The following is a 24,066-nucleotide window of genomic DNA, read 5'->3' on the forward strand; positions in this document are numbered from 1 at the left end:
AATGATTTGGTCGATGTCCCGATGACAAAGGCGATGGCCGACAACAATGACAAGGGCGTCGGTGCGATCTTGCCGACACCCCTTCAAGACGTGGGGGCTGCGCAGGAAGAAGTTCTGCTTGATGCCGGAGTCTTGCTTGCGCTGCTGGCCACGCCTGCGGTCGAACCTATGGCGCTCGGCGAGATACTGGCCGATGCAGTTATTGGTGACGTCGTCGACATCTCGGACATGCTGCCAGGCATATTCGAAACGACACTGGCTCCGGAGATGGTCGCTGTCGAAGGGCAGCGACTGGATGCGGTCAGCGTGGTCGGCGACCTGATCGACCTTCCGGGCGGCTTTTTTACTTCGGCAGTTGCCTTGGTGCCATTGTTCGACGATGGCGCCAAGGTGCATACTGATGCGTGACAGCAGCTTAGGGTTGGATTGCCGTTTTGACAGTGGGACGCTGGCGAGAACTACTCCCAGTAAAGAGAGGGACTATCGATGCTTGACGGACTGAAGCGGTCGGCCATTGGCGGCCTGTGCGTACTCGCCTTTGCCGGGCAGGTGGCGGCGGCGGACCTCATCGACGTGCCGACGGCAAGCTACTGCCGCCTGGCGACGACGTCGGACCTAGCGCTGAACGAAAACATCGGCGAGGTGAAGACCGAGGTGGTGCGCATGATGGACGAGGCTGTGGCTGCCGCAAACAGCTCGCAGTGGCTCGATTCCTCGCGCCCGGTGTTCGTCTGGGCGTCGGAAGCCAAGGTCGCCTGCGGCAAGGCCTATGGTTACCTCAAGACCAATTATCGCGACGAGGATTACCTCAACAAATGCGAGTGTTTCCACAGCCGCATGGTGGAGTACATGAACTAGTTGAGCGGCGACCGGGCCCGCCCTTCGTAGCGGTCGCTTGATGAGCCCCGGGCTCCGCATGATGACAAAGCATGTCGCCCCGGCACTCCTGGCCGCCAGCCTGACGTTTTCGGCTGCGGCCTCGGCTGCGGTTCCGGAGCAGGTACGGCCACAAGCTGAAAGGGTAGTCCACGCGCGCGCCGCGGCCTGTGATGGGCCCGGCAACGAGGCAGACAGGGAAGCGTTCCGTGCCCTCGCCGCCTGCGAGGCCCGCGCCAAGGAATTGCCGGAAGAGTTCGCTCTTGCGGTGATGGAGATCGAGAGCTTCTACGATCCCGAGGCGCGCGGCGGCGATGGCGAGGTAGGGCTCATGCAGGTCATGCCGGCGACCGCCCGGCTAATGGGGTTCCGCGGCACGCTCGATGAGCTGGCCGATCCCCGGACCAACATATCCCTTGGCGTGCGCTATCTCGCCGGTGCGTTTCGGCTGGCAGAAGGCGATCTCTGCACGACAGTGATGAAATACCGTGCCGGCCACGCCGAAACGCGGTTTTCAGCCCTCTCGGTGCGCTATTGCCTCCGCGCCCGGGCGATTCTCGAACGGGACGGTTTCAAGGTCACCGGCACGGTGCCGGAGGCGACGTTCGGCTTTGCCGCCGTGGCCGGCCTGGGCGAGGTCAACGCCAAGGGTTCGGCTGCGCCCAAAGGCGTCTGCGTCAGAAGGTCCTTCGTGCCTGGCCCGCGCTACATGCGCTGCGTCGAGTACCGACCGGCAGCGCAGGCGCGCCATATCCGTAGCCTGCGCGCCAAGTTGTTCGGTGGCTAAAACCGATGGCACACCTCGGAAGGCTGCAGGAGTGTCAGTTTGTGCCCAACACGGCCACGGTGATCGGACGCTTGTCCACCCGTCCAACTGACTGGTCAATTTTGCAACAGGTGGCGGAACAATTGCTGGTCTGTTCAACGGTCCCTCGCGAAATGACGTGGACATTCCCCCACGCGATAAGCAGGTTGATGGTCGGGGTGCGAGTTTGCGCTCCTGGGGAGGAATGATGAGGGAACCTAAACGGCTGGGGCGTGCCGCATTGCTGGCACTCGCCTTGGCGCTGCCGCTCGGCCTTGGCGCATGCCAATCCGACACCAGCACCGAAGACGTCCTCGGCTCCGCGTCGGACGGCCAGATCGGCCCGCAAAATACTTCAGTTGCAAAATCAGGACCTGCGAAATCGGGCGAAAGCCTGGGCAAGGGACCGATCAAGGTGTCGATGCTGCTGCCCTTGTCGGCAGGCGGGACCGCCGGCGACCGCGGCCGCAAGATGCGCGACGCCGCTGCGCTGGCCATGGCCGACCTCGGCAATGACCTATTGACCTTGAACATCGAGGATACCGGTGGCGACGAAACGCGTGCTCGGACCCTGACGACGGGGGCGCTTGCTTCGGGTGCCAAGCTGGTCATCGGTCCCTCCGAGCAAGGCGCGGTGCGCCAGCTGGCAGCCGTATCAGGCGCCAACAGGCCGCTCGTGCTGGCGCTCGCCGACAACTACGCCGGCGCACCGGGCGTCTATTCGGTGCGGCTCAACGAGGCCGACAGCGCTGCGGCTGGTGCTGCGGCCATTGCCGCCAAGGGCGCGCGCAAGTTCGTGCTGTTCATGGCTGAAGGCGATGCCGGCAAGGTTATCGAAAAACGCGTTGCGAACAGTCTCAGCATCTATGGTGCGTCACTGGCGGTAGCGCTGCCTTTCGGTCCAGCCGGTGGCGGTTCGGACAAGGCAGTTGCAGACATGATGGCACTTGTCGACGATCCACAGGCCATCGTCATCGCCAGCGGCAGCGCCAATCCGGCGCCTCTTGTCTCGGCGCTGAAGGCCAAGGGCGTGCTCGGCAAGAACGTTGCGCTGGTCGGCTCCACCCGCTGGCTCGAGCACGGCATAAGCGACCCGGCACTGCAGGGCGCCCACATCGCCACCCTCGACGCGGCCGAGATCGGGCCGATCGCCGACCGCTTCCGCAAGACCTACAATTACGAACCTGACATCAACGTCGCCTATGGCTACGACACGGTTGCCCTGGCCGCCGGCATTGCCAGCGCCATGGGTCCGAAGGGCTTCACCAAGAAGGTGATCGAAAACCCGACCGGCTTCCGTGGATCGACCGGCATCTTCCGCTTCCGCGACGACGGCGCCGGCGAACGGGCAATGCCCTTCTTTCGGATCGAAAACGGCAAGCTGAAGCAGATCGAGAAATCGACGTCAGGGTTCTGACAGCTCATTCGATGCAGGCACGAGCTCCTATTGCAGTGTCTGGCCGCCGTCGGCGAGCAGGGTCTGGCCGGTGATCCACCCGCTCAATGGCGAGGCGAGGAACAGGACTACGTTTGCGATGTCTCCGGGCGTGCCGAAGCGGCCAAAGGGAAAACTCGCCTGCGTCCTGTCGTAGAGCGCCGGGTTCTGAACCCGGCGTTTGTCCCACCATCCGCCAGGAAATTCCAGGGAGCCCGGGGCAACGCAGTTGACGCGAATGCCCTTGCCGGCAAGGGCTGCGGCCTGCGACCGGGTGAAATGCATGATCGCCGCCTTTGCCGCCCCATAGGCCGGTGTCGTCGGGGCGGGTGCGAAAGCAGTGCGCGAGGAGATGTTGATGATCGCCGGGTTGGTCCCGTTTTCCAGGTAGGGTTGAGCGGCCGATGATGCACGAACGGTGGCGAGTACGTCCACACTGAGGCTTGCGGCCCAGTCCTGTTCGGTGTCGGAACTGGCCTTGCCGGTGGCGTTGTTGACCAGGATGTCGATGCCGCCAAGCCTGGTAGCGGCTTCCTCGACATACGCCTTGATCGAGGCGTGCTCGGCGAGGTCACAACAGGCCGCGTGGGCGACGACACCGTGCATTGCGATCCTTTCTCCGGCAGCTTCAAGGTCGCTTTTGCCGCGGGCGCAGATGGATACCGAGGCCCCAGCCTCGGCGAATGCAAGCGCGACATGGAGGCCAAGCCCCCTGCTGCCGCCGGCGATGACGACATGGCGCCCTCTGAGATCGAGCTCGAACATCTGATACCCTCCCCGCGTTCTCGCCCGCGAACTTATCTGCAATAATTTCATGCTCAAGGAGAAAATTTCCTTGCATGATCCCTTGGCATCGCCATGCTGGGGCGGGTGTGCATGCCCGACGAAGCCATATTGCACCGCCAGCTTCGGCGATCTGCCGAGGTTGCGCGATGGCCAGCCACGGAAGGGAAAGCTGTGGTGTGATGGCACGGAGGCGCCTTGCGAATGTGTGGAAACAACAACAGTGGAACAGGCGAGCTGGCAAATTCGGACATGCGGAAAATGACCACCAAAGAACCGGAAGAGCTGGCGACACTTGAAGCGGATGGGGCTGTTCGCGAAATCAATCGGACTGCGCGCAGGGCTTCGGGCCGCAAGCCGAGCCGCAAGACCGAAGGCGTGCAGGAAAAGATCCTCGACGCTGCCGCCAAGGTGTTTGCCCAGAAGGGTTATCAGCTCACCAAGCTCAGTGAAATTTCCGACGCGATCGATCTGCATGTGACGGCGCTGCGTTATCACTTCCCGACAAAGGACGTGCTGGTCGAGGAAATGATCAACAGCCTGACCCGGGAGCTGCATTTGAGACTCCTGGCCACGCTGCAGCAACTGCCGCCGGAAACGTGCTATCGCGCGCGCATCGAGGCAGCGGCGATCACCTATCTCAACACGACGCTGCAGAAGCTCGACTACATCGCTGCGCATGGCAATGTCATCAATCAGGTTCCAGAGGATGTGCGCGAGCGGCATTTCGGGCTGTTGAACGAGACCAACAGGATCTGGCGCGACCTGATGGCGGCCGCTTCCGAGGCAGGCGAACTCAGGCCAGGCATCAATGTGTCGCTCGCCAACCAGGTGCTGCAGGGAACACTTATCTGGACCCGCGAATGGTACCGGCCTGGCGGGCTTACGCCGACCGAACTCGCCGTGCAGATCCTCGATATCCTGTTCGATGGCATCGCGCCGCGTTAGGCACTGCTGTCAGCGTGCAGCGGCCGCCGGCGAGAAATGGGCCTCGAACTTGCCATCGAGCCCTTTGAAGGCATGCGCATCCTGAGGCGGCGGCAGTTGGGCCGAGATGACAGGCCAATGCGCTGAATATTGCCTGTTCACGGCCAGCCACTTCGCTGCCAGCGGGTCGGTATCGGCGAGGATCGCATCGGCCGGGCATTCCGGCTCGCACACGCCGCAGTCGATACAAACCTCAGGGTCGATCACCAGCATGTTCTCGCCTTCGTGGAAGCAGTCCACCGGGCAGACAGCCACGCAGTCGGTGAACTTGCACCGCACGCAGGCGTCGGTCACCACATAAGTCATTTTTCGTCTCTCCAAAGCCGTGGCGGGAAGCTAGCGAACATTTTTTGTACTTCAACATGAAATTTCATGTTCGAGGAGAAAAAATGTCTTGCACCCTGAACCGGAAGTGCGTAGCTCTAGGGTCACGAGCAACCGGGAGGGGTTACTTGGAACTCGATCTTTTCATTTCCGGCATTGGCGGGCAGGGCATCCAGCTCATCGGCAAGTCGCTGGCGCTCGCCGCCATCAAGGATAGCCGGCATGTGATGCTCGCCGGCGAGTATGGCGGCCACATGCGCGGCGGCAGCTCGATCGGCACCGTCGTCATCGGCGCGAAGCCCTTGAAGGCGCTGCCTATCCTTCCGCATGCCGGCTCAGCCATCGCGATGTCGCATCTGTTCTGGGAGCGTGTCGGTTCGCGTCTGCGGCCGGGTTCGTTCGTGCTGGCCGAAGAGACCATCGCGGCCGACCTGCCCGATATGGAACAGCACAGGCTTGTGAAGCTGCCTGCCACGGCGATCGCCACCGAGCTGGGAAGCCGCATGGCCGCTGGCATGGTGATGCTCGGCGCCTTCGCGGCGCTCACCGGTGCCGTGGAAATCGACAGCGCTGTGGCTGCAATGGCCGAACAGATCCCATCCTATCGCCGCCAGCACATCGAAGCCAACGAGCGGGCGATACGTGCTGGTGCAGCCTCAGTCACGCCGATGGCCTTCGCCGTCGACCTCGACGCACGGGAGGTCGCATGAGACAGGTCACGCGCGGCACGCTCGTCATCGATGCCGACCGCTGCAAAGGTTGCGAACTCTGTATCGTTGCCTGTCCGCCGAGGGTCCTGACCATGTCCAGGACAGGTAACGCCACCGGCTATCTCTATCCCGAACTTGCTCCCGGTTGCACCGGCTGCACCGCCTGTCAGCAGGTGTGCCCCGATTTTGTCTTCGAAGTCTACAAGTACCACGAGCCGATCGTTTCGGGCTCCGACGCCGAAAGGATGCAGTGATGACGATGCGCCTGATGGATGGAAGCGAGGCGATCGTCGAGGCGGCGATCCAGGCTGGCCTGCGCTTTTATGCTGGCTATCCGATGTCGCCGGCGACCGAGCTGCTCGAATACATGGCCGAGAAACTGCCGCACCATGAAGGGGTCTGCATCAATGCGGCGACGGAGATAGAAGGCATCAACATGGCGCTGGGTGCTGCAGCCGGTGGTTTTCGCGCCGCCAGCGGCTCCTGCGGCCAGGGTCTGGCGCTGATGCAGGAGGCAATTGCCGAGGCCGCGCTCAACGAGACGCCGATCGTCATCTTCAACATGGCCCGCAACCAGCAGGATTATTTCCAGGCGACACGCGGCGGCGGTTGGGGTGACTACCGCACCATCACGCTGGCGCCAAAGGATCTGCATGAGGCGGTCGAGCACGCGCAACTCGCCTTCCACCTCGCCGACAAGTACCGCGTGCCTGTCATCTTCATGGGCGACAATCTGCTCGCCCGCACCCAGATGGGAACGACGCTGCCGCAGCTCGACCTCGAGCCGCTGCCGCCCAAGGACTGGCAGCTCGACGGCACTTCGGGTGGCACCGGCAAGTCGCGCCAGATCTGGACCTTCGGTTGCGGCAAGACCAATGATCCTGGACCCGGCCCGAGCAAGCACTGGGAGCGCATCGCCGCCAAGTTCGACGCCATCGCTGACGTCGAGGCGCGCCATGAAGAGGGCTTCACAGACGATGCTGAAACGCTTGTCGTCGCCTTCGGCTCTGGCGGCAAGTTCGTCGAGCATGTGGTGCGCGAGATGCGCGCCGACGGCCACAAGGTGGGCTATTTCCGCCCGATCACGCTGTGGCCCTATCCGGGCGAAGCGCTCGAGCGGGCGTCGCAAGGCTGCAAGCGCGTGCTGGTGTTCGAGCTCAATGCCGGCCAGATGATCGATGACGTCAGGCTCAACGTGCACGACCGCAAGCTGGTGAAGGCTATCGGCGGCGTCAGCTTCGATGAGTCCGGCCTGAACCTCGGCCCCCTCATGGATGCGACCGTGATCCGCGAGCGCATCGAGCTAGCCATCCACGGAGCCAGCAAATGAGCATTGTCATGACCACGCGCCCGCCCGAGGCGCCCAGCAACAAGGTGGCTTCGTTCAAGCCGACGCTGCTGCAGACCGAGGAACATCATCTCTGCCCGGGCTGCGGCGAGCCGGTGGCCATCCGCCTGGTGCTCGAGGTCATCGAGGAACTCGGCCTAGCTCAAAAGAACGTATCGATCATCGGCCATGGTTGTTACGGCTCCTTCATCATGACGATGGATGTCGACTCCACGCTTTGCTTGCACGGACGCGCACCCGCGGTCGCGACCGGCCTCAAGCGCATGCGTCCGGAGGTCGCGGTGTGGACGCTGCAAGGCGATGGCGACATGACCAGCGAGGGCCTCGCCGAGATACTGCATGCGACGGCACGCGGTGAAAACATCACCTGCATCCTGCTCAACAACGGCGTGTTCGGCGACACCGGTGGCCAGATGACGGCGTCCTCCGTCATCGGCCAGCGTACCAAGAACACGCTCGAAGGCCGCGATGCCGCCTATCACGGCTATCCCATCGTCATCGGCGATATGGTGGCCGCGATGCCGGGATCGGCCTTCGTAGCGCGCGGCTCGGTGCACAACGCCGCCTCGATCGCGGCGACGCGGCGACTGATCCGCAAGGGCTTCCAGCGACAGATGGAAAAGAAGGGGCTCAGCCTCGTCGAGATCCTGACCATGTGCCCGACCGGCTGGTTCGTGCCGGCATCTGGTGGCGCGGACTACATGATGGAGTCGCTCGGCAAGACCTACCCGCTGGGCGAGATCAAGGACATTGCGGCTACGGAACAGGCATGATGCAACGGCTCGTCCATCGCATACTCAATCTTGCTGTCAGTTCGACGCCGAACGCACAGGCCGCTTCGTTCGACGAACGCACCATCACGTTCGCCGAGGTCGACGGCTTGGCCAACGCCATGGCGAGGAGCCTGCAGTCGCTCGGCATCAAGCGTGGTAGCCGCATCCTGTTCCAGGCTGAAATGACACTCGATCATCTGGCCTTTTATTTCGCCAGCCAGCGACTGGGAGCTGCCTTCGTGCCGCTGAACCCGGCGCTGTCGCGAGACGAGCTGCTGCCGATCGCCGACTATATCCGGCCGGACCTTCTTGTGCTCGATCCGTCGCGGCAGGACGGCCATCGCTTGTCCTCGGCCTGCGCCGATATTCCGGTGGCGATCCTCGGTGCCGGCGCCGCGGCAACTGCGGGCGTAAACCTTGATGCTCTGGCCAGCAGGGCCAGTTGCGACGGACTTCCCGACCTCGGCGTCGAGGAAGAGGACACCCATGCGATCTTCCTGACCAGCGGCAGCACGGGCCGGCCGAAGGGCGTAGTGCTGTCGCATAAGGCAAGTTGGCTGCGCTCCTATCTCGGCGCCTCGCGTTTCGTCACGTCGGGTGGCCGTGGCGAACTGATGACGTTCCCGATGTTCCATTGGGCCGGCTGGAACTACCTGATGGAGAACTGGGCGCATCGGCGCGCTGTGCACTTCGTCAGCCGTCCCGAAGGCGACATGCTTGCCCGCGCCATAGACCGCTGGAAACCGGCTTTTCTCTACTGCATTCCGGCTGTCTGGGAGCGGCTGCTCGCCTCCAACGTCCCTTTCGACGGCACAGTGGTACGCTCGGCGGCGTCAGGCACGTCGCGCTTCGACCCCGTGCTGATGGATCGCATCCGCGCCCGCTTTCCGCGCGCCTATCGCGCTGCGATGTATGGCTCGACCGAGTTCGGCGCAGCACTCGGCCTCAACGATTCCGAGATCGACCGCAAGCCCGGCAGTGTAGGCCTTCCCTTGCCTGGCAACGAGACGCGCATAATCGATGGCGAGTTGCAACTGCGCTCGCTCAGCATGATGGACGGCTATTTCGAATTGCCCGATCAGACTGCCGAGGTGTTCGTCGACGGCTGGTATCGCAGCGGCGATATCGCCGAGACGGATGACGAAGGCTTCCTGACCATTACGGGTCGCCGCCGCGAGGTCATCCGATCGGGTGGCGAGACGGTGGCACCTGCCGAGGTGGAGCTCGCGCTCGCCGGCTGTCCGGGAATCCGTTCGGTCGCCGTTGTCGGTTTGCCGGACCCTGTATGGGGCGAGCTGGTCTGTGCCGCCGTCGTACTCGACCGCCCGGGCGAATGCCCGAGCCTGGAGGCCGTGCGCAGCCATCTCGGCCAGTCGCTGGCGACCTTCAAGCATCCCCGCCGCATCGTGGCTGTCGACGAACTGCCAAAGACGCCGGCCACCGGACAGATCATGCGCTCGCGCGTGAGGGAGTTGGTTCTGCAGATCCACTGACCGTATTTCATCCGGGGAGGAGGAAGCCCCGGTCTTTTGGGAGGAAGACATGCGATTGAACAGAAGACATTTTTTGACGACTTCTGCAGCGGGCCTCGGCACGCTGGCGATGCCGGGCATCTTGCGAGCCCAACAGGGCGAGGCGGTACGCATCGGCCTGATCACCACGTTGAGCGGCCCGGGCCAGCTCTACGGCAACTACATCAAGGATGGCTGCGAGATTGCGGTCGAGCGCCTCAATGCTGCCGGCGGCGTCAATGGCGCGAAGATCGAGTTGGTGGTGCGCGACGACAAGAACTCGCCCGAAGGTGCCGTCACTGCTTTCCGCGAACTGACCGGCAATGGCATCAAGCTTTTTGCCCAGGGCACCTTCACCGCCAACCTTCTCGGCACCTTGCCGCTGCTCGAGGAAGCTGATGTCACCATGGTCATGGTGGGAGCATCGGCGCTTGCACTGACCCATGAAGCCTACAATCCGCGCGCCTTCCGCCTCGGCTTTTCGTCGCCGATGTGTTTCGGCGGCTACGGCACCCTGATGGCCCAGAAGCACCCGGAGATCGAGAAGTGGGCGACGCTGCGCTCCGACGTCACCGCGCTTGCCGACATCACCAACGCCTTCACCAGGGGGCTGAAGGCGGAGGCCGAAAAAGCCGGTCGCAAGGTCGAGGTGCTCGACCCGGTGCTGGTGCCCTATGGCGGGGCCGACTTCCGCAACCAGATTTCCAACATCATCGGGTCGGGCGCGCCGGGGCTGTTCAACGTCCTGCAGGGCGCCGACGCCATCAGCTACTACAAGCAGGCTCGCACCTTCGGTCTCGACGAGAAGTTCAAGGTGCTGTGCGACAGTGCCAACGAGTTCGCCATCGCCAAAGCCATGGGCGCCAACACGCCTGCGTCGCTGTGGAGCTGGACCGGCTGGTATCCGGCTGCCAACAAGGGCAACCCGGTCAGCGACGAGGTCCACAAGGCCTACATCAAGCTGCGCGGCGACGAATATCCGAACTGGTACATCGGCGTTTCGCACGACAGCATCCTGACGATCGCCAATGCCGTCGCCAAGGCGGGTTCGCTCGACGCGGCCAAGCTGATCCCGACCATCGAGACCGAGACGCCGCAAGGGGCGCTGGGCAAGATCCAGTTCCGCAAGGAAGACCACGGCTTTGCCGGTGACCTGACCTACATCCGCTTCGGCCGCGACGACAAGAATGCCAATGGCTGGAGCGTGTTCGAGACGGCGCAGCTTCCGGGCGCGGAGTTCCTGGAGAAGGCAACTCCTGGCTCCAAGCTCAACTAGAGGCGGAAAGTACGATGTTCACGCTGGTCAACGGTCTCACGACCGGGATGGCCGTGTTCCTCGTCGCCGCGGGTCTGACCCTCGTCTTCGGGATCATGCGCATCCTCAACTTCGCCCATGGCGCCTTCTTCATGATCGGCGCCTATGTCGCGAGCTCGCTCGTCGGCTCGGCTCCGCGTTCGGTCCTGGCGCTGGTTGCCGCGGCCGTCGTTGCGGCGCTGGTGGTGGGCGTCCTCGGGATCGTTGTCCAGCGTTTCGTCCTTCGGCGCATTCAGCATGTCGACGAACACTACATGCTGATCGCTACCTTCGCGGTGATGCTTGTCTGTGTGGGCTTCGTGAAGCTTGTCTGGGGACTGGAGTTCCTGTCGGTCGATCCGCCGCCCGGCATCGATACCGGCGTCGACATCTTCGGTCTGTTCGTGCCGTCCTTTTCGCTGTTCATCATCGGCTCCGGCATCGTCGTTTTCCTGGTACTCGACTTCGTCATCCATCGGGCCTGGGCCGGCAAGATGATCACCGCGATCGCCCGTGACGGCTGGATGGCCGAATTGCTGGGCATCAACGTTCCGGCGGGCATCATGGCGGCGGTTGGCGGCAGCTTTGCCCTTGCCGGGCTTGCCGGCGGACTGCTGCTGCCCAATCAGACGCTGTCACCAGCACTCGGTGACACCTTCCTGCTGCTCGCCTTCATCACCGTTGTCATCGGCGGGCTGGGCAATGTCCGCGGCGCCTTTATCGCCGCCATCCTGCTTGGCCTGATCGACGGCCTCAACACAATGTTCCTGCCGGCCTATCCGGGCGTTGCCGTCTATGTCGGCATGGTCGCCTTCCTGCTGATGTGGCCGAACGGCATACTCGGGGAGAGCCGGCTATGAACCGCACCATTTCGGGCGCTCTGCTCGCGGTCCTTGCGGCAGCGCTTGTCCTGCTGCCCATCTGGGCCAATTCCGGGCTTGTGTTCCTCGCCGGCACGACGATGGTTGTCGCCGTCTTCGCACTCTCCTGGAACCTGCTGTTCGGTTATGCCGGCCTGGCCAGCTTTGGCAGCGGTGGGCTGTTTTCCATCGGCGCCTATACGATGGCAGTGACACTGCGAGGCGGGTATGAAGGGCAGTTCCTGCTGCTGATCGCCCTGTCGACGGCCATTGGCGGAGCGGTGGCGTTTGCCATCGGTGTCGTGGCGCTCAGGCGGTCGACCGGCATCTTCCTGGCCATCCTGACGCTGGCGCTGGCCGAGCTGCTGCGCATCACGCTCGCCAAGATCCATTGGCTGGGTGCGGAGGACGGCATCCCGAGCATTGTCCGGCCGAAGGCCTCCATCGGCGTCGCCACCGTCGATCTCGCCCAAGGCAACCACTATTACTGGTTCCTGTGCGTCGCCTGCGCTCTTCTGGTGGCCCTGTGCTGGTGGATCGCCCACGGTCGCTTCGGTCGCACGTTGCGCACGATCCGGCTGGACACCGAACGCGCCGCGTTCATGGGCGTCGATACTCATCGCTACCGCCTGGTCGCATTCACCATTTCAGGGGCGATTGCCGCCTGTGCGGGCTCGCTCTTCGCGCCCTGGGCCCAGATCGTCACGCCTGACATCGGCAACATGATGCGCTCGACGCAACCGATACTGTTCACCCTTCTTGGCGGTGCTTCGTCCTTCTGGGGGCCGATGATCGGTGCCTTCCTGTTCTCCGCAATCGAGTTCTCGACGCGCACCCTGGTCGGTATCCAGGAGATCATCACCGGCGGCATCCTGCTTGGTGTCGTACTGCTGTTTCCCACTGGCGTGGCCGGTGCCTGGAACGCGCTGGTCGCCCGTCTTGCTGATCCATATCGGGCCGAGGCGAAGGCCACAGCGACGACCCTCCGGCCGGTGAAGGAGTAGGCGTTATGATCCGGCTGCATTCCGTCGACAAGAGTTACGGCGCGCTCAAGGTACTGCACGGCATCGAGGCGGAGATTCTGGAAGGTGAGACCTTCGCCATCATCGGCCCCAATGGCGCCGGCAAGACGACGCTGTTCAAGGTCATGACTGGCGAAGTCGGCTGCGAGGCGGGCACCGTCGAGTTCCTCGGCAAGGATGTAACGAAGGAACCGGCATACCGCCGCACACGCGCGGGCATGGGCCGCACCTTCCAGATGGCGCGCATCTTCAAGGAAATGACTGCTGAGGAGAACATCGTCGTTGCCATCGAGGCGCGCGCCAAGAACATGGGACAGCGGGACACCCCCTGGTATCAGGTCAGACCGTCGCGCGCGACCGTGGACGAGGCCGGTGAAATCCTGGCCAGGCTGTCGCTCGAGCGCAAGGCAAGGATTGCCGCCGCCCAACTGTCGCATGGCGACAAGAAGCGCCTGGAACTTGGCATCACGCTCGCCGGGCGGCCCAAGGTTCTGATGCTCGACGAACCCACCGCAGGCATGTCGCCCAGCGAACGCGTTGGCGTGACCGAGCTGATCCGCAGCATCAGTGGCAAGGGCAGCGGCCTGACCGTCATCATGACCGAGCACGACATGGGCGTCATCTTCGGGCTGGCCGACCGTATCATGGTGATGAACCAGGGCCGCAAGATCGCGGAAGGCAGCATCGATGATATCCGCGCCGACCCTGTGGTGCGCGACGTCTACCTCGGCAAGGAGGCGCATCATGCTTGAGGCGAACCGTATCAACGCCTTCTATGGCAGCAGCCACATCCTGCACGGCGTCGACCTCGATGTTCCCGTCCTCGGCCGGGTGGCCGTGATCGGCCGCAATGGCGCGGGCAAGTCGACGCTCTTGAAGTCGATCATGAATGCCGGCCCGACCGTCGACGGCGAGGTCCGCTGGGAGGGCCGGTCGCTCAAGGGCCTGCCGGCGTTCAAGCGGGCACGGCTCGGCCTGCAGCTGGTACCGGAGGACCGACGTATCTACCAGCATCTGACGGTGCGCGAGAACATCAGGATGGCTGCCTATGCAACCGCGCCCGGCCGTACGCCCATTCCTGCTCAGGAGATCGTCGACCGCTTCCCGATGCTGCAGCCGATCAGCGAACGCGGCGGCGGCCAGATCAGCGGCGGCCAGCAGCAGATGGTGGCGATTGCCAGGGCAATCGCCTGCCGCCCGCGGTTGCTTCTGCTGGACGAGCCGACCGAGGGGCTGGCACCGGCGATCGTCGAGCAGCTTGCCATCAGCGTGCGTGAACTGTGCGAGGCCGAGCAGGCAGCGCTGCTGTTGTGCGAACAGAACATCTGGTTTGCCAGGCAGACAACCGACACGGTGCTGGTGATGGACACCGGCCGCATCGCCTTCCGCGGCAGTTGGCAGGAGTTTGACGCCGACCCTGACATCAAGCAACGGCACCTGGCCGTCTAGCCGAGTACCCACCCACACGTCCACCGTCCAAGCGGACCTGAACCCTTAGCGAGGAGCACGGGGAATGAGCAACCTTACCCAACAGCAGGTGTTGAGCGTGCATCACTGGACCGACACACTTTTCTCCTTCACCACGACACGCGATCCGGCGTTCCGCTTCGAGAATGGCCAGTTCGCCATGATCGGGCTGGAGGTGGATGGCAAGCCGCTGCTGCGGGCCTACAGCGTGGTCAGCCCAAATCATGACGAGACGCTCGAGTTCCTGTCGATCAAGGTGCAGAATGGCCCGCTGACCTCGCGGCTCCAGCACCTCACTGTTGGCGACAGCATCGTGGTCGGCCGCAAGGCGACAGGTACGCTGCTGCTTGCCAATCTCACGCCAGGCCGCAATCTCTACTTGTTCGGTACGGGCACGGGGCTGGCTCCTTTCATGAGCCTCATCCGCGACCCTGAAACCTTTGAGCGCTATGAGCATGTCGTGCTGGTGCATGGTTGCCGGCAAACAGACGAACTGGCCTACAAACAACAGATCACCGAGGAATTCCCGGCCAACGAGTATTTCGGCGAATTGCTGTCGGAAAAGCTGATCTACTACCCCACCGTGACGCGGGAACCCTTCCGCAACCGCGGCCGGATCACTGACCTCGTCCGCGCGAGCACACTTGTGTCAGACATCGGCCTGCCGGAGATTTCAGCAGAAAATGACCGAGCAATGCTTTGCGGCAGCCCTGCTTTCATCGCTGACATGCGCGAGATCCTCGAAGGGCTCGGTATGCGTGAGGGTAACAGCTCGATACCTGGCGACTACGTCGTCGAGAAGGCTTTTGCAGAGAGAGCTTAGTTGGGCTGCGATGCGGCGGCAGCGAGACAGTCGCTGCCTCAACGGTCGAGAAATGGAGTTCTCGACGATCATAAGGGATGCACGCCCCCGCAGGAATGAGGGCAGGTGTAACAGTACCTCGTCGATTTCGCCCGGTTGTCCGCCCCGGCATCTCTACTGCGCCTCGATCTGGCGTCTACGCCAGGTTGAAGGCGCTTCGCCGCAGCGGCGGCGGAAAAAGCGCGAGAAATAAGCCGGGTCGCCGAAGCCGGTCTCAAAGGCGATGTCCTCGACCGGCCGGATGGTGAACATCAAGAGCCGCTTGGCTTCGAGCAAACGCCGCTCCAGCACCACGTCCTTGACCGACATGCCCAGCACCTGGCGCGCGGCCTTGTCGAGCAGGTGCGGGGTCGTCGCCAGTGCCGCGACATAGTCGTCGACAAGCCAGGCTTCGCGATAATGCGCTTCGACGGCTCCGCGCAACGCCGTCGCAAGAACGACAGCGGGGGATCCTACCGCCTGCGGCTGACTGTGGTTGAGCCGCGCGATGTAACACAGCGCTGAGGCCGCCAGTTCAGGCATCAGCTTTCCGGCCAGTGGCGCGTCGTCGCGATACTCGGAGGCCAATGTTTCGACGACCGTTGCAAGCCGGCGCCAGCTGTCGCTTTCGCCTTGGCCGGCGACGAAAACCGGCGTGTCGAGCGACAGCTGAAGCTGCCGTGCCAGATCCTTGAGCATGTCGTCGGCTATGGAAACCACTGTCGCGTCGGCACCAGGCTCGACGTCGAAACCATGGACGATACTGCTCGGGACGAAACTGACCGCTGGCGCGGAAAAGTCCCATGACGTGTCTTCGATCCGGTAGTGGCCACTACCCTGAGTCCACAATGTGATCTGGCCCATATGCGGGTGTCGATGCGCTCGAACCTTGCCGAAATGGATGTCTTTTCTGTCGCTTACAGCCTCGACATGGAGAAAGCCGACTTCGAGCAGGCGGCTAGGTTCGCCATAGACGAAAAAGCTCGGAATGTTAGGATCGGACTGCATGCCGGAAAAAGTACAAGCGAATTTGGCAACCTGTCCATCCCCTGCCCGCTCCTTTCGCGCTAGGTTCGGGCATCATCAGGGGAGGACAGCGTGCGTTCCGAAGATTTCCGCCAAGACAAGACCAAGCCATTCACAGGCGCTGAATATCTCGAAAGCCTGAAGGACGGGCGCGAGGTCTATATCAATGGCGAACGCGTAGCCGACGTCACCTCGCATCCGGCGATGCGCAACTCGGCCCGCTCGCTGGCCCGGCTCTATGATGCGCTGCACGACCCCAAGCGCAAGGACAGCCTGACGTCGCCGACCGACACCGGTTCGGGCGGCTTCACCCACAAATACTTCCGCGTCGCGCGCTCGTCGCAGGAGCTTGTCGCCCAGCAGGGCGCGATAGCCGAATGGGCGCGCATGTCCTATGGCTGGATGGGGCGGACTGCCGACTACAAGGCGGCGCTGATGAACACGCTCGGCGCCAATGCCGACTGGTACGGCCCGTTCAAGGACAACGCCCTGTCGTGGCATAAGCGAGCGCAGGAATCCGTCCTGTTCATGAACCACGCCATCGTCAACCCGCCGATCGACCGCCACAAGCCGGCCGACGCGGTCAAGGATGTGTTCGTGCACATCACCAGGGAAACCGACGCCGGCATCTATGTCTCGGGCGCCAAGGTGGTGGCGACATCGTCGGCGCTGACGCACTACAATTTCCTGGCCCAGAGTTCGGCCACGGTCACCGAGGATCCTTCGCTGTCGGTGATGTTCATCGTTCCGATGAACGCGCCCGGCATCAAGATGTTCTGCCGTGTCTCCTACGAGCAGACGGCCAACACAGTCGGCACACCCTTCGACTATCCGCTGTCGTCACGCTTCGACGAGAACGACGCGATCCTGGTGCTGGACAATGTCTTCATCCCCTGGGAGGACGTGCTGGTGCTGCGCGACGCACCGAAGATCCTGTCGTTCCATCCCGCTTCCGGCTTCATGCATGGCTACTGCTTCCAGGGTTGCACGCGCTTTGCCGTCAAGCTCGATTTCCTCGCCGGCCTGCTGGCCAAGGCGCTGCGCGCCACCGGCGGCGATGCCTTCCGCGGCAACCAGGCAGCCCTGGGCGAGGTCATCGCGCTCAGGCACATGTTCTGGAGCTTCTCAAATGCCATGGCCTACAACCCGATCCCATGGGCGAATGGTGCCGTGCTTCCCAATCTCGAGGCCGCGCTATCCTACCGAACCTTCATGTCGGAGGCCTATCCACGCGTGATCGAAACGGTCCGCAAGGTTATCGCCTCGGGCCTGATCTACCTCCCCTCCTCCGCCGCCGATTTCGACAATCCCGACATCAATCCCTACCTCGCCAAGTATGTTCGCGGCTCCAACGACATGGGCCATGTCGAGCGGATCAAGATCATGAAGCTTCTGTGGGATGCGACCGGTACCGAGTTTGGCGGCCGTCACGCGCTCTACGAGCTGAACTACGCCGGCGCGCCCGAAGAGGTCCGTCTGCAGGTGCTGAAGGGTGCCGAGCGCGGCGGTCGCCTGAAGGCGATGGAAGAACTCGTCGACACCTGCATGGCCGACTACGACCAGAACGGCTGGACCGGTGATACCTGGCTGCCGCCGCTTCGCGGCTGACGGCCAAGGGAGGAGAAAAGCCATGCCGGACATTCTCACGAAGGTCGAGTTCCGCAACGCCATGGCCAGGGTCTGCGCCCCGGTCAACATCGTCTCCACCGACGGTGAGGCCGGTCGCGGTGGCTTCACCGCAACTGCCATGTGCAGCGTTTCTGACGAGCCGCCGACCATTCTGGTCTGCATGAACGGGCGTTCGGCGCAGTGCGACATGTTCCTCACCAACCGGCGCTTCTGCATCAATGTGCTTACGCAGGAACATGCACACCTGGCCGGCAAATTTGCGGGCACGACACAGGACATGGATGAACGTTACGCCGCCGCCGACTGGCTCGTCATGGGCTCCGGTTCGCCGGCGCTGACCGACGCCATCGTCAATCTCGACTGTGAACTGGAGACTGTGCACCGCGTCGGCACCCACAACGTGATGATCGGGCGCGTGACCGAGGTTCGACAGCGCAACGACGGCAACGCGCTGCTCTATGTCGATCGCAACTATGCCCACCCATCGGCGCCTCTCGGCAGTTTCGGCGGCTGAGCCGATCGTATGGAAATGAGGAAAGGGCGGCTCAAGGCCGCCCTTTCTGCTGCCGGCTTTCGGTCGCCAGACTATCCGGCAGCGATCGCCGGAACCTGATCGGCGTAGTGACAAGCCGACTGGCGGCCAGCCGCTACCTGCCGGAGTGCGGGCACTTCACTGCGGCACTTGTCCTGCGCCATCGGGCAGCGCGTGTGGAAAAGGCAACCGTCTGGCGGATTGACCGGACTGGGCAACTCGCCTTTGAGCACGAAACGCTTGCGGGACGCCGCGCGGTCAGGATCGGGATCGGGCGCAGATGAGAGCAGCGCCAGCGTATAGGGATGCAACGGCCGCTCGTAGAGCGGGCCGACCCCCGCGATCTCGACGATACGTCCGAGATACATCACCGCGACGCGGTACGAGATATGGCGAACCACCGACAGGTCATGGGCGATGAACAGATAGGACAGGCCGAGATCGCGCTGCAGGTCCTGCAGGAGATTGATGACCTGGGCCTGCACCGAAACGTCGAGCGCCGACACCGGTTCGTCGCAGATGATCAGCTTCGGCCGCAATGCGAGCGCCCGCGCGATGCTGATGCGTTGGCGCTGCCCACCGGAAAACTCGCGGGGGTAACGGTAGTAGTGCTCCGGGTTGAGCCCGACCCGGCGCATCAGCTCCTGAACCGCGGCTTGACGGCCTTCGGCCGGTGTCATGCCCTGGATCAGGAACGGCGCGCCGATGATATCGCCGACCGTCTGGCGTGGATTGAGCGACGAATACGGATCCTGGAACACCATCTGGATGTCGCGCCGCAGCGCGCGCAGATCGGGCCCCTGGATGTGCGACATGTCGCGGCCCTGAAAGCTGACCCGGCCGCTGGAGACATCGAGCAGCCGGGCGATCAGGCGCCCCGTCGTCGACTTTCCGCAGCCGGATTCGCCGACGAGGCTAAGCGTTTCGCCCGGCGCGACATCGAAGGACACGCCGTCGACAGCGCGGACCGATCGCGCCTGCCCGCCGAACAGACCGGTGGACAGCGGAAAGTGCTTGCTCAGCTTTTCGACCTTGAGCAAAGGGGCAGCGTGTTGCGACGCTGACGCTGGCGCGTTCATGGCTGGACCTCGGATGCTGAGGGCTGGCGTGGATTGGAACGGGCGGCGGCCCGGCCGGTATCCGTAAGATGGCAGCGGATGGAATGGCCGGCAGCGATGTCGGTCGGCAATGGCGCCTGGCTGGCGCACAGCCCGTCAGGCACAGAGGCTGCATGGCCACATCGCTTCCGGAAAGCACAGCCTTCGGCAAGGCCGGCAAGCGAGGGCGGCGACCCCGGGATCGCCGTCAGCCGGTCGCGCTGGTGGTCCAGCCGTGGAATGGATTCGAGCAGGCCCCAGGTGTAGGGGTGCGAAGGCCGATAGAAGACGTCGCGCACTGTGCCGGTTTCGACGGCGCGTCCGGCATACATCACCACCACCTCGTCGGCGACTTCCGCGACGACACCGAGATCGTGGGTGATCATGATGATCGCCGACCCGAACTCGCGCTGGAGATCCTTGAGCAGATCGAGGATCTGGGCCTGAACGGTGACGTCGAGTGCCGTCGTCGGCTCGTCGGCGATCAGCAATTCGGGGTCACAGCACAAGGCCATGGCAATCATAACGCGCTGGCGCTGGCCGCCGGAAAGCTGGTGCGGATAGCTGTCGAAGGCGCGTTGGGCATCGGCCATGCCGACACGCGCCAGCATGTCGAGTGTGCGCTGCCGGGCTGCTTTGCGCGACACACTGCGATGCGTGCGATAGGCCTCGACGATCTGTTCGCCTACCTTGTGATAGGGGTGCATAGCGGTCAGCGGATCCTGGAAGATCATCGCCATACGGTTGCCGCGCAGCCGTCGCAGCGTCGATTCCGAAGCGCCCACCACCTGGGCATCGCCAATGGCGATCTCGCCGCGGATGTGCGCTGCCTTGCCGTGCAGGCCAAGCATGGCAAGGCTTGCCGCCGTCTTACCCGATCCGGACTCGCCAACGATGGCAAGCGTCTTGCCGCGCTCGATCGAGAAGGACAGTCCATCGACGGCGCGGACCAAGCCCTCCTCCGCCGGGAAATGCACCTTCAGATCGCGAACAGAAACGAACATGTCGTCCTCTATTGCTCCAGTGTGGTTTGGAACAAGCGCCCTGCGCCTTCGGCACGGGGATCAACCCCGGCGCGACTGACAGTCGCCCACAAGCCGGCCAGCGGCGAGGTGATGACGGGAATGCCAGCTTCAGCCTCGATTGTGCGTACCGCAGCACGGGTCGCGAGCCCGCCACACGAAATCAACACGGCCTCGGCGTCCGGCGCGGATGCAAAGGCGCGGCGTCCGAGATCCGTGACGTCGTCCTCCGGCACCTGGTGAACCGCATCGACCGACGCGATGCCAAGGTGCTCCAGCGACAACACTTCAATTCCCGCCGCTTCCAGGAAGCGCTGCAGTGAAGCATTGACGTCATCGCGATATGCAGTGGCGACCGCGAGCCGACGTACGCCAAGGGCCGTCGCCGCTTCCAGAATGGCGGTGCTCATGGTCAGCGCAGGAACGCCGGCGCGCACCGCGATCTCGTTTTCCAGCACCGCGTTGAAATCGGGGCCGCGATAAAAGCTGAGCGAGGTGCCCATCAGCGAGACCACACTTGCGCCACGGGCCGCAAGGCGCACGGCAGCAGCGCCGACCGTCTCGATGACCGAGTCGTAGCCGTTGCTGGACAGTTCGGTGAGGCCAAGCCCTTCGGCCAGGAAACTGTATTGTGGGTAGATCGTGGCGGCATCGGGCGGCACGGCACCGGACGCCGGCGGGACGATCAGGCCGAGTTGCGGGCGGTTCAGCATGACCGCCCCGAGAGACCGCGAATGTCGCGCAATACCAGAAACATGAACAACTCCACTGGATGATGTCAGCCGAGGCGGACGCGGGGGTCGCGCACGGCCTGAAGGATGTCGACGCACAGATTGGCAACGACGACGAAGAACGCGGCGATCAGCACGGTGCCCATGATGACTGGAAGGTCGCCGCTCTCGACCGCCTGCACGGCAAGCGAGCCGACGCCGTTGAGACCCCAGATGCGCTCGGTGATGATCGTGCCGCCGAGCAGGCCGCCGAGATCGAGACCGACAAGCGTCATCACGGGTGTCATCGCCGGCGGCAAAGCGTGCTTGTACATGACGCGCTGTTCGCCGAGGCCCTTGGCCCGCGCCGTGCGGACATAGTCCTGATTGAGCGTCTCAAGCATCGAGCCGCGGGCAATTCGGGTGTAGGTACCGGTGCCGACGACCGCCAGGGTTGCCCATGGCAGGATCATGTGGCGCAGCCATTCCAGCGGATCGCGGGTGATCGGAACGAACCCACCCGAGGGAAAGAGCGGAAATCCTGCATTGGTGAGCTGGAAGAACAGGACATAGAACAACAGCGTGCCGACCACGAAGGTCGGAAACGACATGCCGGCAAGTGCCGCCATGGTGATCAGGCGGTCGGCGGCCTGGCCGGAACGCCGAGCCGAGAAGATGCCGGCCGGAATGGCGATCACAAGCCAGACGGCAACCGAGCCCAGCGCAAGCGAGATGGTGGCAGGCATGCGCCGTACGATGGTTGCCAACACCTCCTCCTGATTGACGAAGGACATGCCGAGATCGAAGTGGAGCAGCGCCCACATGTAGCGCAGATATTGCACGTAGACCGGCTGATCGAGCCCGAGCCGGGCACGGACCATGGCAACCTGGTCGGCTGTGGCGAACTCGCCGGCGAAGTTGAGCGCGGGGTCGCCCGGCGTGGCCAGGAAAAACAGGATGAAGACGGCGAGCGTGATCAGCCAGAGCGTAAGCAATCCGAACAGGAGCCGGCGCAGCAAGAACCTCAACATGACAAATCCTATCTGCTGCGCTGGGCCGTCGGGTCGAGCGCGTCGCGCAGGCCGTCGCCCAGGACGTTAAAAGCCAGCGTCGCGGCGAGCAGGAACAGGCTCGGAAACAGGATCGACCACCAGGCAACAGCATAGTTGGTCTGGTTTTCGGCAATGATGCCGCCCCAGGTGGCCGTCGGCGGCGGCACGCCGAGGCCGAGGAAACTCAGGGACGCCTCGAGCACGATGACCTGCGGGATCAGCAGGCTGCCATAGACGATGACCTGGCCTGCGATGTTGGGCAGGATCTCGCGCACCATGATGTGGGTGTCGGAGGCGCCGAGCATGCGTGCCGCGTCGACAAATTCGCCGCTCTTGGTCGCCACCACGAGGTTGCGCACGACGCGCGCCACTGGCCCCCAGGTGAAGAAGACGATGGTGCCCATCATGATGCCGAAGCTCGCGCCATAGACGGAGACAAGCGCCACCGCGGTGATGAGCAACGGCAGGCCCAGGACCACGTCGACGAAGCCGGACAAGAGCGTGTCGATGAGGCCCCCGCGATAACCCGCCAGCATGCCGATGACCACGCCGATGACGATGGCTGTCAGCGCGCAGGCGATGGCGACGAAGACGGTCACCTGGGTGCCGACCACCAGCCGAACGAACAGGTCCCGGCCGACGACGTCGGTGCCGAGCAGGAAGAGCGACCCCGGCGGCAGAGGCACCCCGCCGGCGGTCAGGCCCGTGTCGCGGAACTGTTCGTTGGGCCCATGTCCGACCAGGGCCACGATCAGTGGCGCGAAAACGGCCATCAGCACAAGCAGCAGGATAACGGCACTTGCCGCCATCGCAGCCTTGTCGCGCAGCAACTGTCGCATGACGCGCTGCCGTGTGCTGAGCACTGGCGCGGCCGGCGGCCGCGATGTGGCTGTGGTATCGGACATGGGCATTTCCAACGAGACGGGTCAGTCCTTGGCGGTTCAGTCCCTGGTCAGGGGCGTGGCGTGGTTCGGCGGCAGATCGAACTCATGGCCGGCGACGCCAAAACCGGCGAGCGCCGCGACGATGGCCTCGCCATGCTTTTCGACCAGCGCCACAGCGCCGACATTGTCCTCGAGCTGGCCGATGCGGCTGGCACCGAACAGCAGCGACGCCGTCTGCGGGTTGGCGATGCAGAAGGCGATCGCCAGCTGTGCCATGGAGCAGCCAAAGCCCTCCGCAACCTCGCGTAGCTTCGGCACAAGCGCGATGATCTCTTCGCGGACATTGCCTGGGTCGCGCCCGAGCACGCGCTCGCGGACCAGGCTGCCGGCCAGGATGCCGCCTTCGAGACTGTCGGAAGCGTGGATCGAAATGCCAGTCTCGGCACGCAGCTGGGTGTACTCCTCGGACTCGACGATGTGGCGGCGGGCGATGTTGTATTTCAGCTGGACGATTTGTGGTGTCGGCAGGCCTTCGGCGACGCAGGTTTCGTGCGCGATGCGCAGATCCTTGGCCGACCAGTTCAGGCCACCCCAGGCGCGCGCTTTGCCCGAGGTGACGAAGCCGGCATTCAGACGCGCGGTTGCCGCCGGATCGTCTCGGCCCGGACGCATGCCGTAGCACATGATGACGTCGAGATAGTCGGTGTCGAGGCGGAACAGCAGCTCGTCGAGTTGGTGCTCCAGCGTCGGCTCGTCATTGTCGTACCACCAGACCTTGTCCATGATCATGATCTGGTCGCGTTTCAGGCCGGCATCGCGCAGGGCGCGCGCGAGCACCACTTCGGTGTGCGGGGCCGTGCGATAGTGGGCGACGTCGAAGAGATTGATGCCGAGCTCCGCAGCACGCCGCACGAGATTGACGACGTCGCGATACTCCATCCGCGAATAGGTTTGGTAGGACCCTAGCGACAAGACCGAGGTCTTGAGGTCCGATGTTCCGATCTGACGATACTGCACTTCAGGCTCCGGGCATTTGGATGAGAGGGGGACGGGGCGGCGGTTGGCGCCGCCCGCGCAG

The 24,066-nt window shown here is 63.6% G+C and carries 27 protein-coding genes; 18 read left to right on the plus strand and 9 right to left on the minus strand.

The window, feature by feature from the left end; all coding sequences use genetic code 11:
- Positions 1-21 precede the first annotated feature (21 nt).
- From IG197_RS29745 to IG197_RS29760, 4 genes are all read left to right on the plus strand, one after another.
- Positions 22-408: a hypothetical protein gene (locus IG197_RS29745; RefSeq protein WP_192320177.1), complete on the plus strand. Its 387-nt coding sequence runs from the start codon at positions 22-24 to the stop codon at positions 406-408.
- A gap of 78 nt (positions 409-486) precedes the next feature.
- The gene (locus IG197_RS29750) at positions 487-858 is read left to right on the plus strand and encodes a hypothetical protein (RefSeq protein ID WP_067968175.1); all 372 of its coding nucleotides are present in this window, start codon (positions 487-489) and stop codon (positions 856-858) included.
- A 58-nt stretch (positions 859-916) separates the two neighbouring features.
- Complete coding sequence (locus IG197_RS29755) at positions 917-1,663, plus strand: lytic transglycosylase domain-containing protein (RefSeq protein WP_192320179.1); 747 nt, start codon at positions 917-919, stop codon at positions 1,661-1,663.
- A gap of 226 nt (positions 1,664-1,889) precedes the next feature.
- Positions 1,890-3,098, plus strand: coding sequence for an ABC transporter substrate-binding protein (locus IG197_RS29760; protein ID WP_192320699.1), 1,209 nt, complete (start codon positions 1,890-1,892; stop codon positions 3,096-3,098).
- A 27-nt stretch (positions 3,099-3,125) separates the two neighbouring features.
- Here IG197_RS29760 and IG197_RS29765 read toward each other — a convergent pair whose 3' ends face one another.
- Positions 3,126-3,881: an SDR family NAD(P)-dependent oxidoreductase gene (locus tag IG197_RS29765; RefSeq protein WP_192320181.1), complete on the minus strand. Its 756-nt coding sequence runs from the start codon at positions 3,879-3,881 to the stop codon at positions 3,126-3,128.
- 279 nt (positions 3,882-4,160) lie between these two features.
- Here IG197_RS29765 and IG197_RS29770 point away from each other — a divergent pair, with 279 nt between their 5' ends.
- A complete protein-coding gene (locus tag IG197_RS29770) occupies positions 4,161-4,847 on the plus strand; it encodes a TetR/AcrR family transcriptional regulator (RefSeq protein ID WP_182575051.1) in 687 nt (228 codons plus the stop codon).
- Positions 4,848-4,856: 9 nt separating this feature from the next.
- Here the strand turns inward: IG197_RS29770 and fdxA are convergent, their stop codons facing one another.
- Entirely contained in the window at positions 4,857-5,192 is a 336-nt protein-coding gene (fdxA, locus tag IG197_RS29775) for a ferredoxin FdxA (RefSeq protein WP_067968160.1), read from the minus strand.
- A 146-nt stretch (positions 5,193-5,338) separates the two neighbouring features.
- Here fdxA and IG197_RS29780 point away from each other — a divergent pair, with 146 nt between their 5' ends.
- From IG197_RS29780 to IG197_RS29830, 11 genes are all read left to right on the plus strand, one after another.
- Positions 5,339-5,920 carry a 2-oxoacid:acceptor oxidoreductase family protein gene (locus tag IG197_RS29780; protein ID WP_192320183.1) on the plus strand — a complete coding sequence of 194 codons (582 nt, stop codon included), beginning with the start codon at positions 5,339-5,341 and terminating at the stop codon, positions 5,918-5,920.
- Complete coding sequence (locus tag IG197_RS29785; RefSeq protein ID WP_067968154.1) at positions 5,917-6,174, plus strand: 4Fe-4S dicluster domain-containing protein; 258 nt, start codon at positions 5,917-5,919, stop codon at positions 6,172-6,174. The genes IG197_RS29780 and IG197_RS29785 overlap by 4 nt, the downstream gene beginning before the upstream one ends.
- The gene (locus tag IG197_RS29790; RefSeq protein WP_192320185.1) at positions 6,174-7,250 is read left to right on the plus strand and encodes a hypothetical protein; all 1,077 of its coding nucleotides are present in this window, start codon (positions 6,174-6,176) and stop codon (positions 7,248-7,250) included. Before IG197_RS29785 ends, IG197_RS29790 begins: the two co-directional genes overlap by 1 nt.
- On the plus strand, positions 7,247-8,041 hold the full coding sequence (locus IG197_RS29795; RefSeq protein ID WP_067968149.1) for a thiamine pyrophosphate-dependent enzyme: 795 nt from the start codon (positions 7,247-7,249) through the stop codon (positions 8,039-8,041). Before IG197_RS29790 ends, IG197_RS29795 begins: the two co-directional genes overlap by 4 nt.
- Positions 8,038-9,534, plus strand: a complete 1,497-nt coding sequence (locus tag IG197_RS29800) for a class I adenylate-forming enzyme family protein (RefSeq protein ID WP_192320187.1) — start codon at positions 8,038-8,040, stop codon at positions 9,532-9,534. The genes IG197_RS29795 and IG197_RS29800 overlap by 4 nt, the downstream gene beginning before the upstream one ends.
- Before the next feature lie 73 nt (positions 9,535-9,607).
- On the plus strand, positions 9,608-10,828 hold the full coding sequence (locus tag IG197_RS29805; RefSeq protein ID WP_192320188.1) for an ABC transporter substrate-binding protein: 1,221 nt from the start codon (positions 9,608-9,610) through the stop codon (positions 10,826-10,828).
- Between the two features lie 14 nt (positions 10,829-10,842).
- Positions 10,843-11,706 (plus strand): branched-chain amino acid ABC transporter permease, encoded by an 864-nt coding sequence (locus tag IG197_RS29810; protein ID WP_067968139.1) that lies wholly within the window; start codon positions 10,843-10,845, stop codon positions 11,704-11,706.
- On the plus strand, positions 11,703-12,710 hold the full coding sequence (locus IG197_RS29815; protein WP_192320190.1) for a branched-chain amino acid ABC transporter permease: 1,008 nt from the start codon (positions 11,703-11,705) through the stop codon (positions 12,708-12,710). Before IG197_RS29810 ends, IG197_RS29815 begins: the two co-directional genes overlap by 4 nt.
- 5 nt (positions 12,711-12,715) lie before the next feature.
- Positions 12,716-13,480 carry an ABC transporter ATP-binding protein gene (locus tag IG197_RS29820; protein WP_067968134.1) on the plus strand — a complete coding sequence of 255 codons (765 nt, stop codon included), beginning with the start codon at positions 12,716-12,718 and terminating at the stop codon, positions 13,478-13,480.
- Entirely contained in the window at positions 13,473-14,177 is a 705-nt protein-coding gene (locus tag IG197_RS29825; protein WP_192320192.1) for an ABC transporter ATP-binding protein, read from the plus strand. The genes IG197_RS29820 and IG197_RS29825 overlap by 8 nt, the downstream gene beginning before the upstream one ends.
- A 64-nt stretch (positions 14,178-14,241) precedes the next feature.
- The gene (locus tag IG197_RS29830; protein WP_067968126.1) at positions 14,242-15,018 is read left to right on the plus strand and encodes a ferredoxin--NADP reductase; all 777 of its coding nucleotides are present in this window, start codon (positions 14,242-14,244) and stop codon (positions 15,016-15,018) included.
- A 153-nt stretch (positions 15,019-15,171) separates the two neighbouring features.
- Here IG197_RS29830 and IG197_RS29835 read toward each other — a convergent pair whose 3' ends face one another.
- Entirely contained in the window at positions 15,172-16,044 is an 873-nt protein-coding gene (locus IG197_RS29835) for a helix-turn-helix domain-containing protein (protein WP_192320194.1), read from the minus strand.
- A gap of 90 nt (positions 16,045-16,134) precedes the next feature.
- Here IG197_RS29835 and IG197_RS29840 point away from each other — a divergent pair, with 90 nt between their 5' ends.
- Both IG197_RS29840 and IG197_RS29845 read left to right on the plus strand, forming a co-directional pair.
- Positions 16,135-17,670 carry a 4-hydroxyphenylacetate 3-hydroxylase family protein gene (locus tag IG197_RS29840; RefSeq protein ID WP_192320196.1) on the plus strand — a complete coding sequence of 512 codons (1,536 nt, stop codon included), beginning with the start codon at positions 16,135-16,137 and terminating at the stop codon, positions 17,668-17,670.
- Positions 17,671-17,692: 22 nt separating this feature from the next.
- Positions 17,693-18,205 carry a flavin reductase gene (locus tag IG197_RS29845; RefSeq protein ID WP_192320198.1) on the plus strand — a complete coding sequence of 171 codons (513 nt, stop codon included), beginning with the start codon at positions 17,693-17,695 and terminating at the stop codon, positions 18,203-18,205.
- A gap of 71 nt (positions 18,206-18,276) precedes the next feature.
- Here IG197_RS29845 and IG197_RS29850 read toward each other — a convergent pair whose 3' ends face one another.
- From IG197_RS29850 to IG197_RS29875, 6 genes are all read right to left on the minus strand, one after another.
- A complete protein-coding gene (locus tag IG197_RS29850) occupies positions 18,277-19,302 on the minus strand; it encodes an ABC transporter ATP-binding protein (protein WP_192320199.1) in 1,026 nt (341 codons plus the stop codon).
- The gene (locus IG197_RS29855) at positions 19,299-20,324 is read right to left on the minus strand and encodes an ABC transporter ATP-binding protein (RefSeq protein WP_192320201.1); all 1,026 of its coding nucleotides are present in this window, start codon (positions 20,322-20,324) and stop codon (positions 19,299-19,301) included. Before IG197_RS29855 ends, IG197_RS29850 begins: the two co-directional genes overlap by 4 nt.
- A gap of 8 nt (positions 20,325-20,332) precedes the next feature.
- On the minus strand, positions 20,333-21,055 hold the full coding sequence (locus IG197_RS29860) for an aspartate/glutamate racemase family protein (RefSeq protein WP_210252503.1): 723 nt from the start codon (positions 21,053-21,055) through the stop codon (positions 20,333-20,335).
- A 65-nt stretch (positions 21,056-21,120) separates the two neighbouring features.
- Complete coding sequence (locus IG197_RS29865) at positions 21,121-22,083, minus strand: ABC transporter permease (RefSeq protein WP_192320203.1); 963 nt, start codon at positions 22,081-22,083, stop codon at positions 21,121-21,123.
- 8 nt (positions 22,084-22,091) lie between these two features.
- The gene (locus IG197_RS29870; RefSeq protein WP_154384368.1) at positions 22,092-23,009 is read right to left on the minus strand and encodes an ABC transporter permease; all 918 of its coding nucleotides are present in this window, start codon (positions 23,007-23,009) and stop codon (positions 22,092-22,094) included.
- Between the two features lie 36 nt (positions 23,010-23,045).
- Positions 23,046-24,005: an aldo/keto reductase gene (locus tag IG197_RS29875; RefSeq protein WP_192320205.1), complete on the minus strand. Its 960-nt coding sequence runs from the start codon at positions 24,003-24,005 to the stop codon at positions 23,046-23,048.
- Positions 24,006-24,066: the final 61 nt, after the last annotated feature.

The organism is Aminobacter sp. SR38, assembly GCF_014843375.1.
GTDB lineage: Bacteria > Pseudomonadota > Alphaproteobacteria > Rhizobiales > Rhizobiaceae > Aminobacter > Aminobacter ciceronei.

Bases quoted from the DNA above. Each gene is read 5' to 3' on its own strand.
- IG197_RS29845 (WP_192320198.1), top strand. From the start codon at position 17,693: ATGCCGGACATTCTCACGAAGGTCGAGTTCCGCAACGCCATGGCCAGG.
- IG197_RS29770 (WP_182575051.1), top strand. From the start codon at position 4,161: ATGACCACCAAAGAACCGGAAGAGCTGGCGACACTTGAAGCGGATGGG.
- IG197_RS29800 (WP_192320187.1), top strand. From the start codon at position 8,038: ATGATGCAACGGCTCGTCCATCGCATACTCAATCTTGCTGTCAGTTCG.
- IG197_RS29745 (WP_192320177.1), top strand. From the start codon at position 22: ATGACAAAGGCGATGGCCGACAACAATGACAAGGGCGTCGGTGCGATC.
- IG197_RS29750 (WP_067968175.1), top strand. From the start codon at position 487: ATGCTTGACGGACTGAAGCGGTCGGCCATTGGCGGCCTGTGCGTACTC.
- IG197_RS29830 (WP_067968126.1), top strand. From the start codon at position 14,242: ATGAGCAACCTTACCCAACAGCAGGTGTTGAGCGTGCATCACTGGACC.
- IG197_RS29790 (WP_192320185.1), top strand. From the start codon at position 6,174: ATGACGATGCGCCTGATGGATGGAAGCGAGGCGATCGTCGAGGCGGCG.
- IG197_RS29795 (WP_067968149.1), top strand. From the start codon at position 7,247: ATGAGCATTGTCATGACCACGCGCCCGCCCGAGGCGCCCAGCAACAAG.
- IG197_RS29810 (WP_067968139.1), top strand. From the start codon at position 10,843: ATGTTCACGCTGGTCAACGGTCTCACGACCGGGATGGCCGTGTTCCTC.
- IG197_RS29870 (WP_154384368.1), bottom strand. From the start codon at position 23,009: ATGTCCGATACCACAGCCACATCGCGGCCGCCGGCCGCGCCAGTGCTC.
- IG197_RS29820 (WP_067968134.1), top strand. From the start codon at position 12,716: ATGATCCGGCTGCATTCCGTCGACAAGAGTTACGGCGCGCTCAAGGTA.
- IG197_RS29755 (WP_192320179.1), top strand. From the start codon at position 917: ATGATGACAAAGCATGTCGCCCCGGCACTCCTGGCCGCCAGCCTGACG.
- IG197_RS29835 (WP_192320194.1), bottom strand. From the start codon at position 16,044: ATGCAGTCCGATCCTAACATTCCGAGCTTTTTCGTCTATGGCGAACCT.
- IG197_RS29760 (WP_192320699.1), top strand. From the start codon at position 1,890: ATGAGGGAACCTAAACGGCTGGGGCGTGCCGCATTGCTGGCACTCGCC.
- IG197_RS29765 (WP_192320181.1), bottom strand. From the start codon at position 3,881: ATGTTCGAGCTCGATCTCAGAGGGCGCCATGTCGTCATCGCCGGCGGC.
- IG197_RS29860 (WP_210252503.1), bottom strand. From the start codon at position 21,055: ATGCTGAACCGCCCGCAACTCGGCCTGATCGTCCCGCCGGCGTCCGGT.
- fdxA (WP_067968160.1), bottom strand. From the start codon at position 5,192: ATGACTTATGTGGTGACCGACGCCTGCGTGCGGTGCAAGTTCACCGAC.
- IG197_RS29855 (WP_192320201.1), bottom strand. From the start codon at position 20,324: ATGTTCGTTTCTGTTCGCGATCTGAAGGTGCATTTCCCGGCGGAGGAG.
- IG197_RS29785 (WP_067968154.1), top strand. From the start codon at position 5,917: ATGAGACAGGTCACGCGCGGCACGCTCGTCATCGATGCCGACCGCTGC.
- IG197_RS29865 (WP_192320203.1), bottom strand. From the start codon at position 22,083: ATGTTGAGGTTCTTGCTGCGCCGGCTCCTGTTCGGATTGCTTACGCTC.
- IG197_RS29850 (WP_192320199.1), bottom strand. From the start codon at position 19,302: ATGAACGCGCCAGCGTCAGCGTCGCAACACGCTGCCCCTTTGCTCAAG.
- IG197_RS29825 (WP_192320192.1), top strand. From the start codon at position 13,473: ATGCTTGAGGCGAACCGTATCAACGCCTTCTATGGCAGCAGCCACATC.
- IG197_RS29815 (WP_192320190.1), top strand. From the start codon at position 11,703: ATGAACCGCACCATTTCGGGCGCTCTGCTCGCGGTCCTTGCGGCAGCG.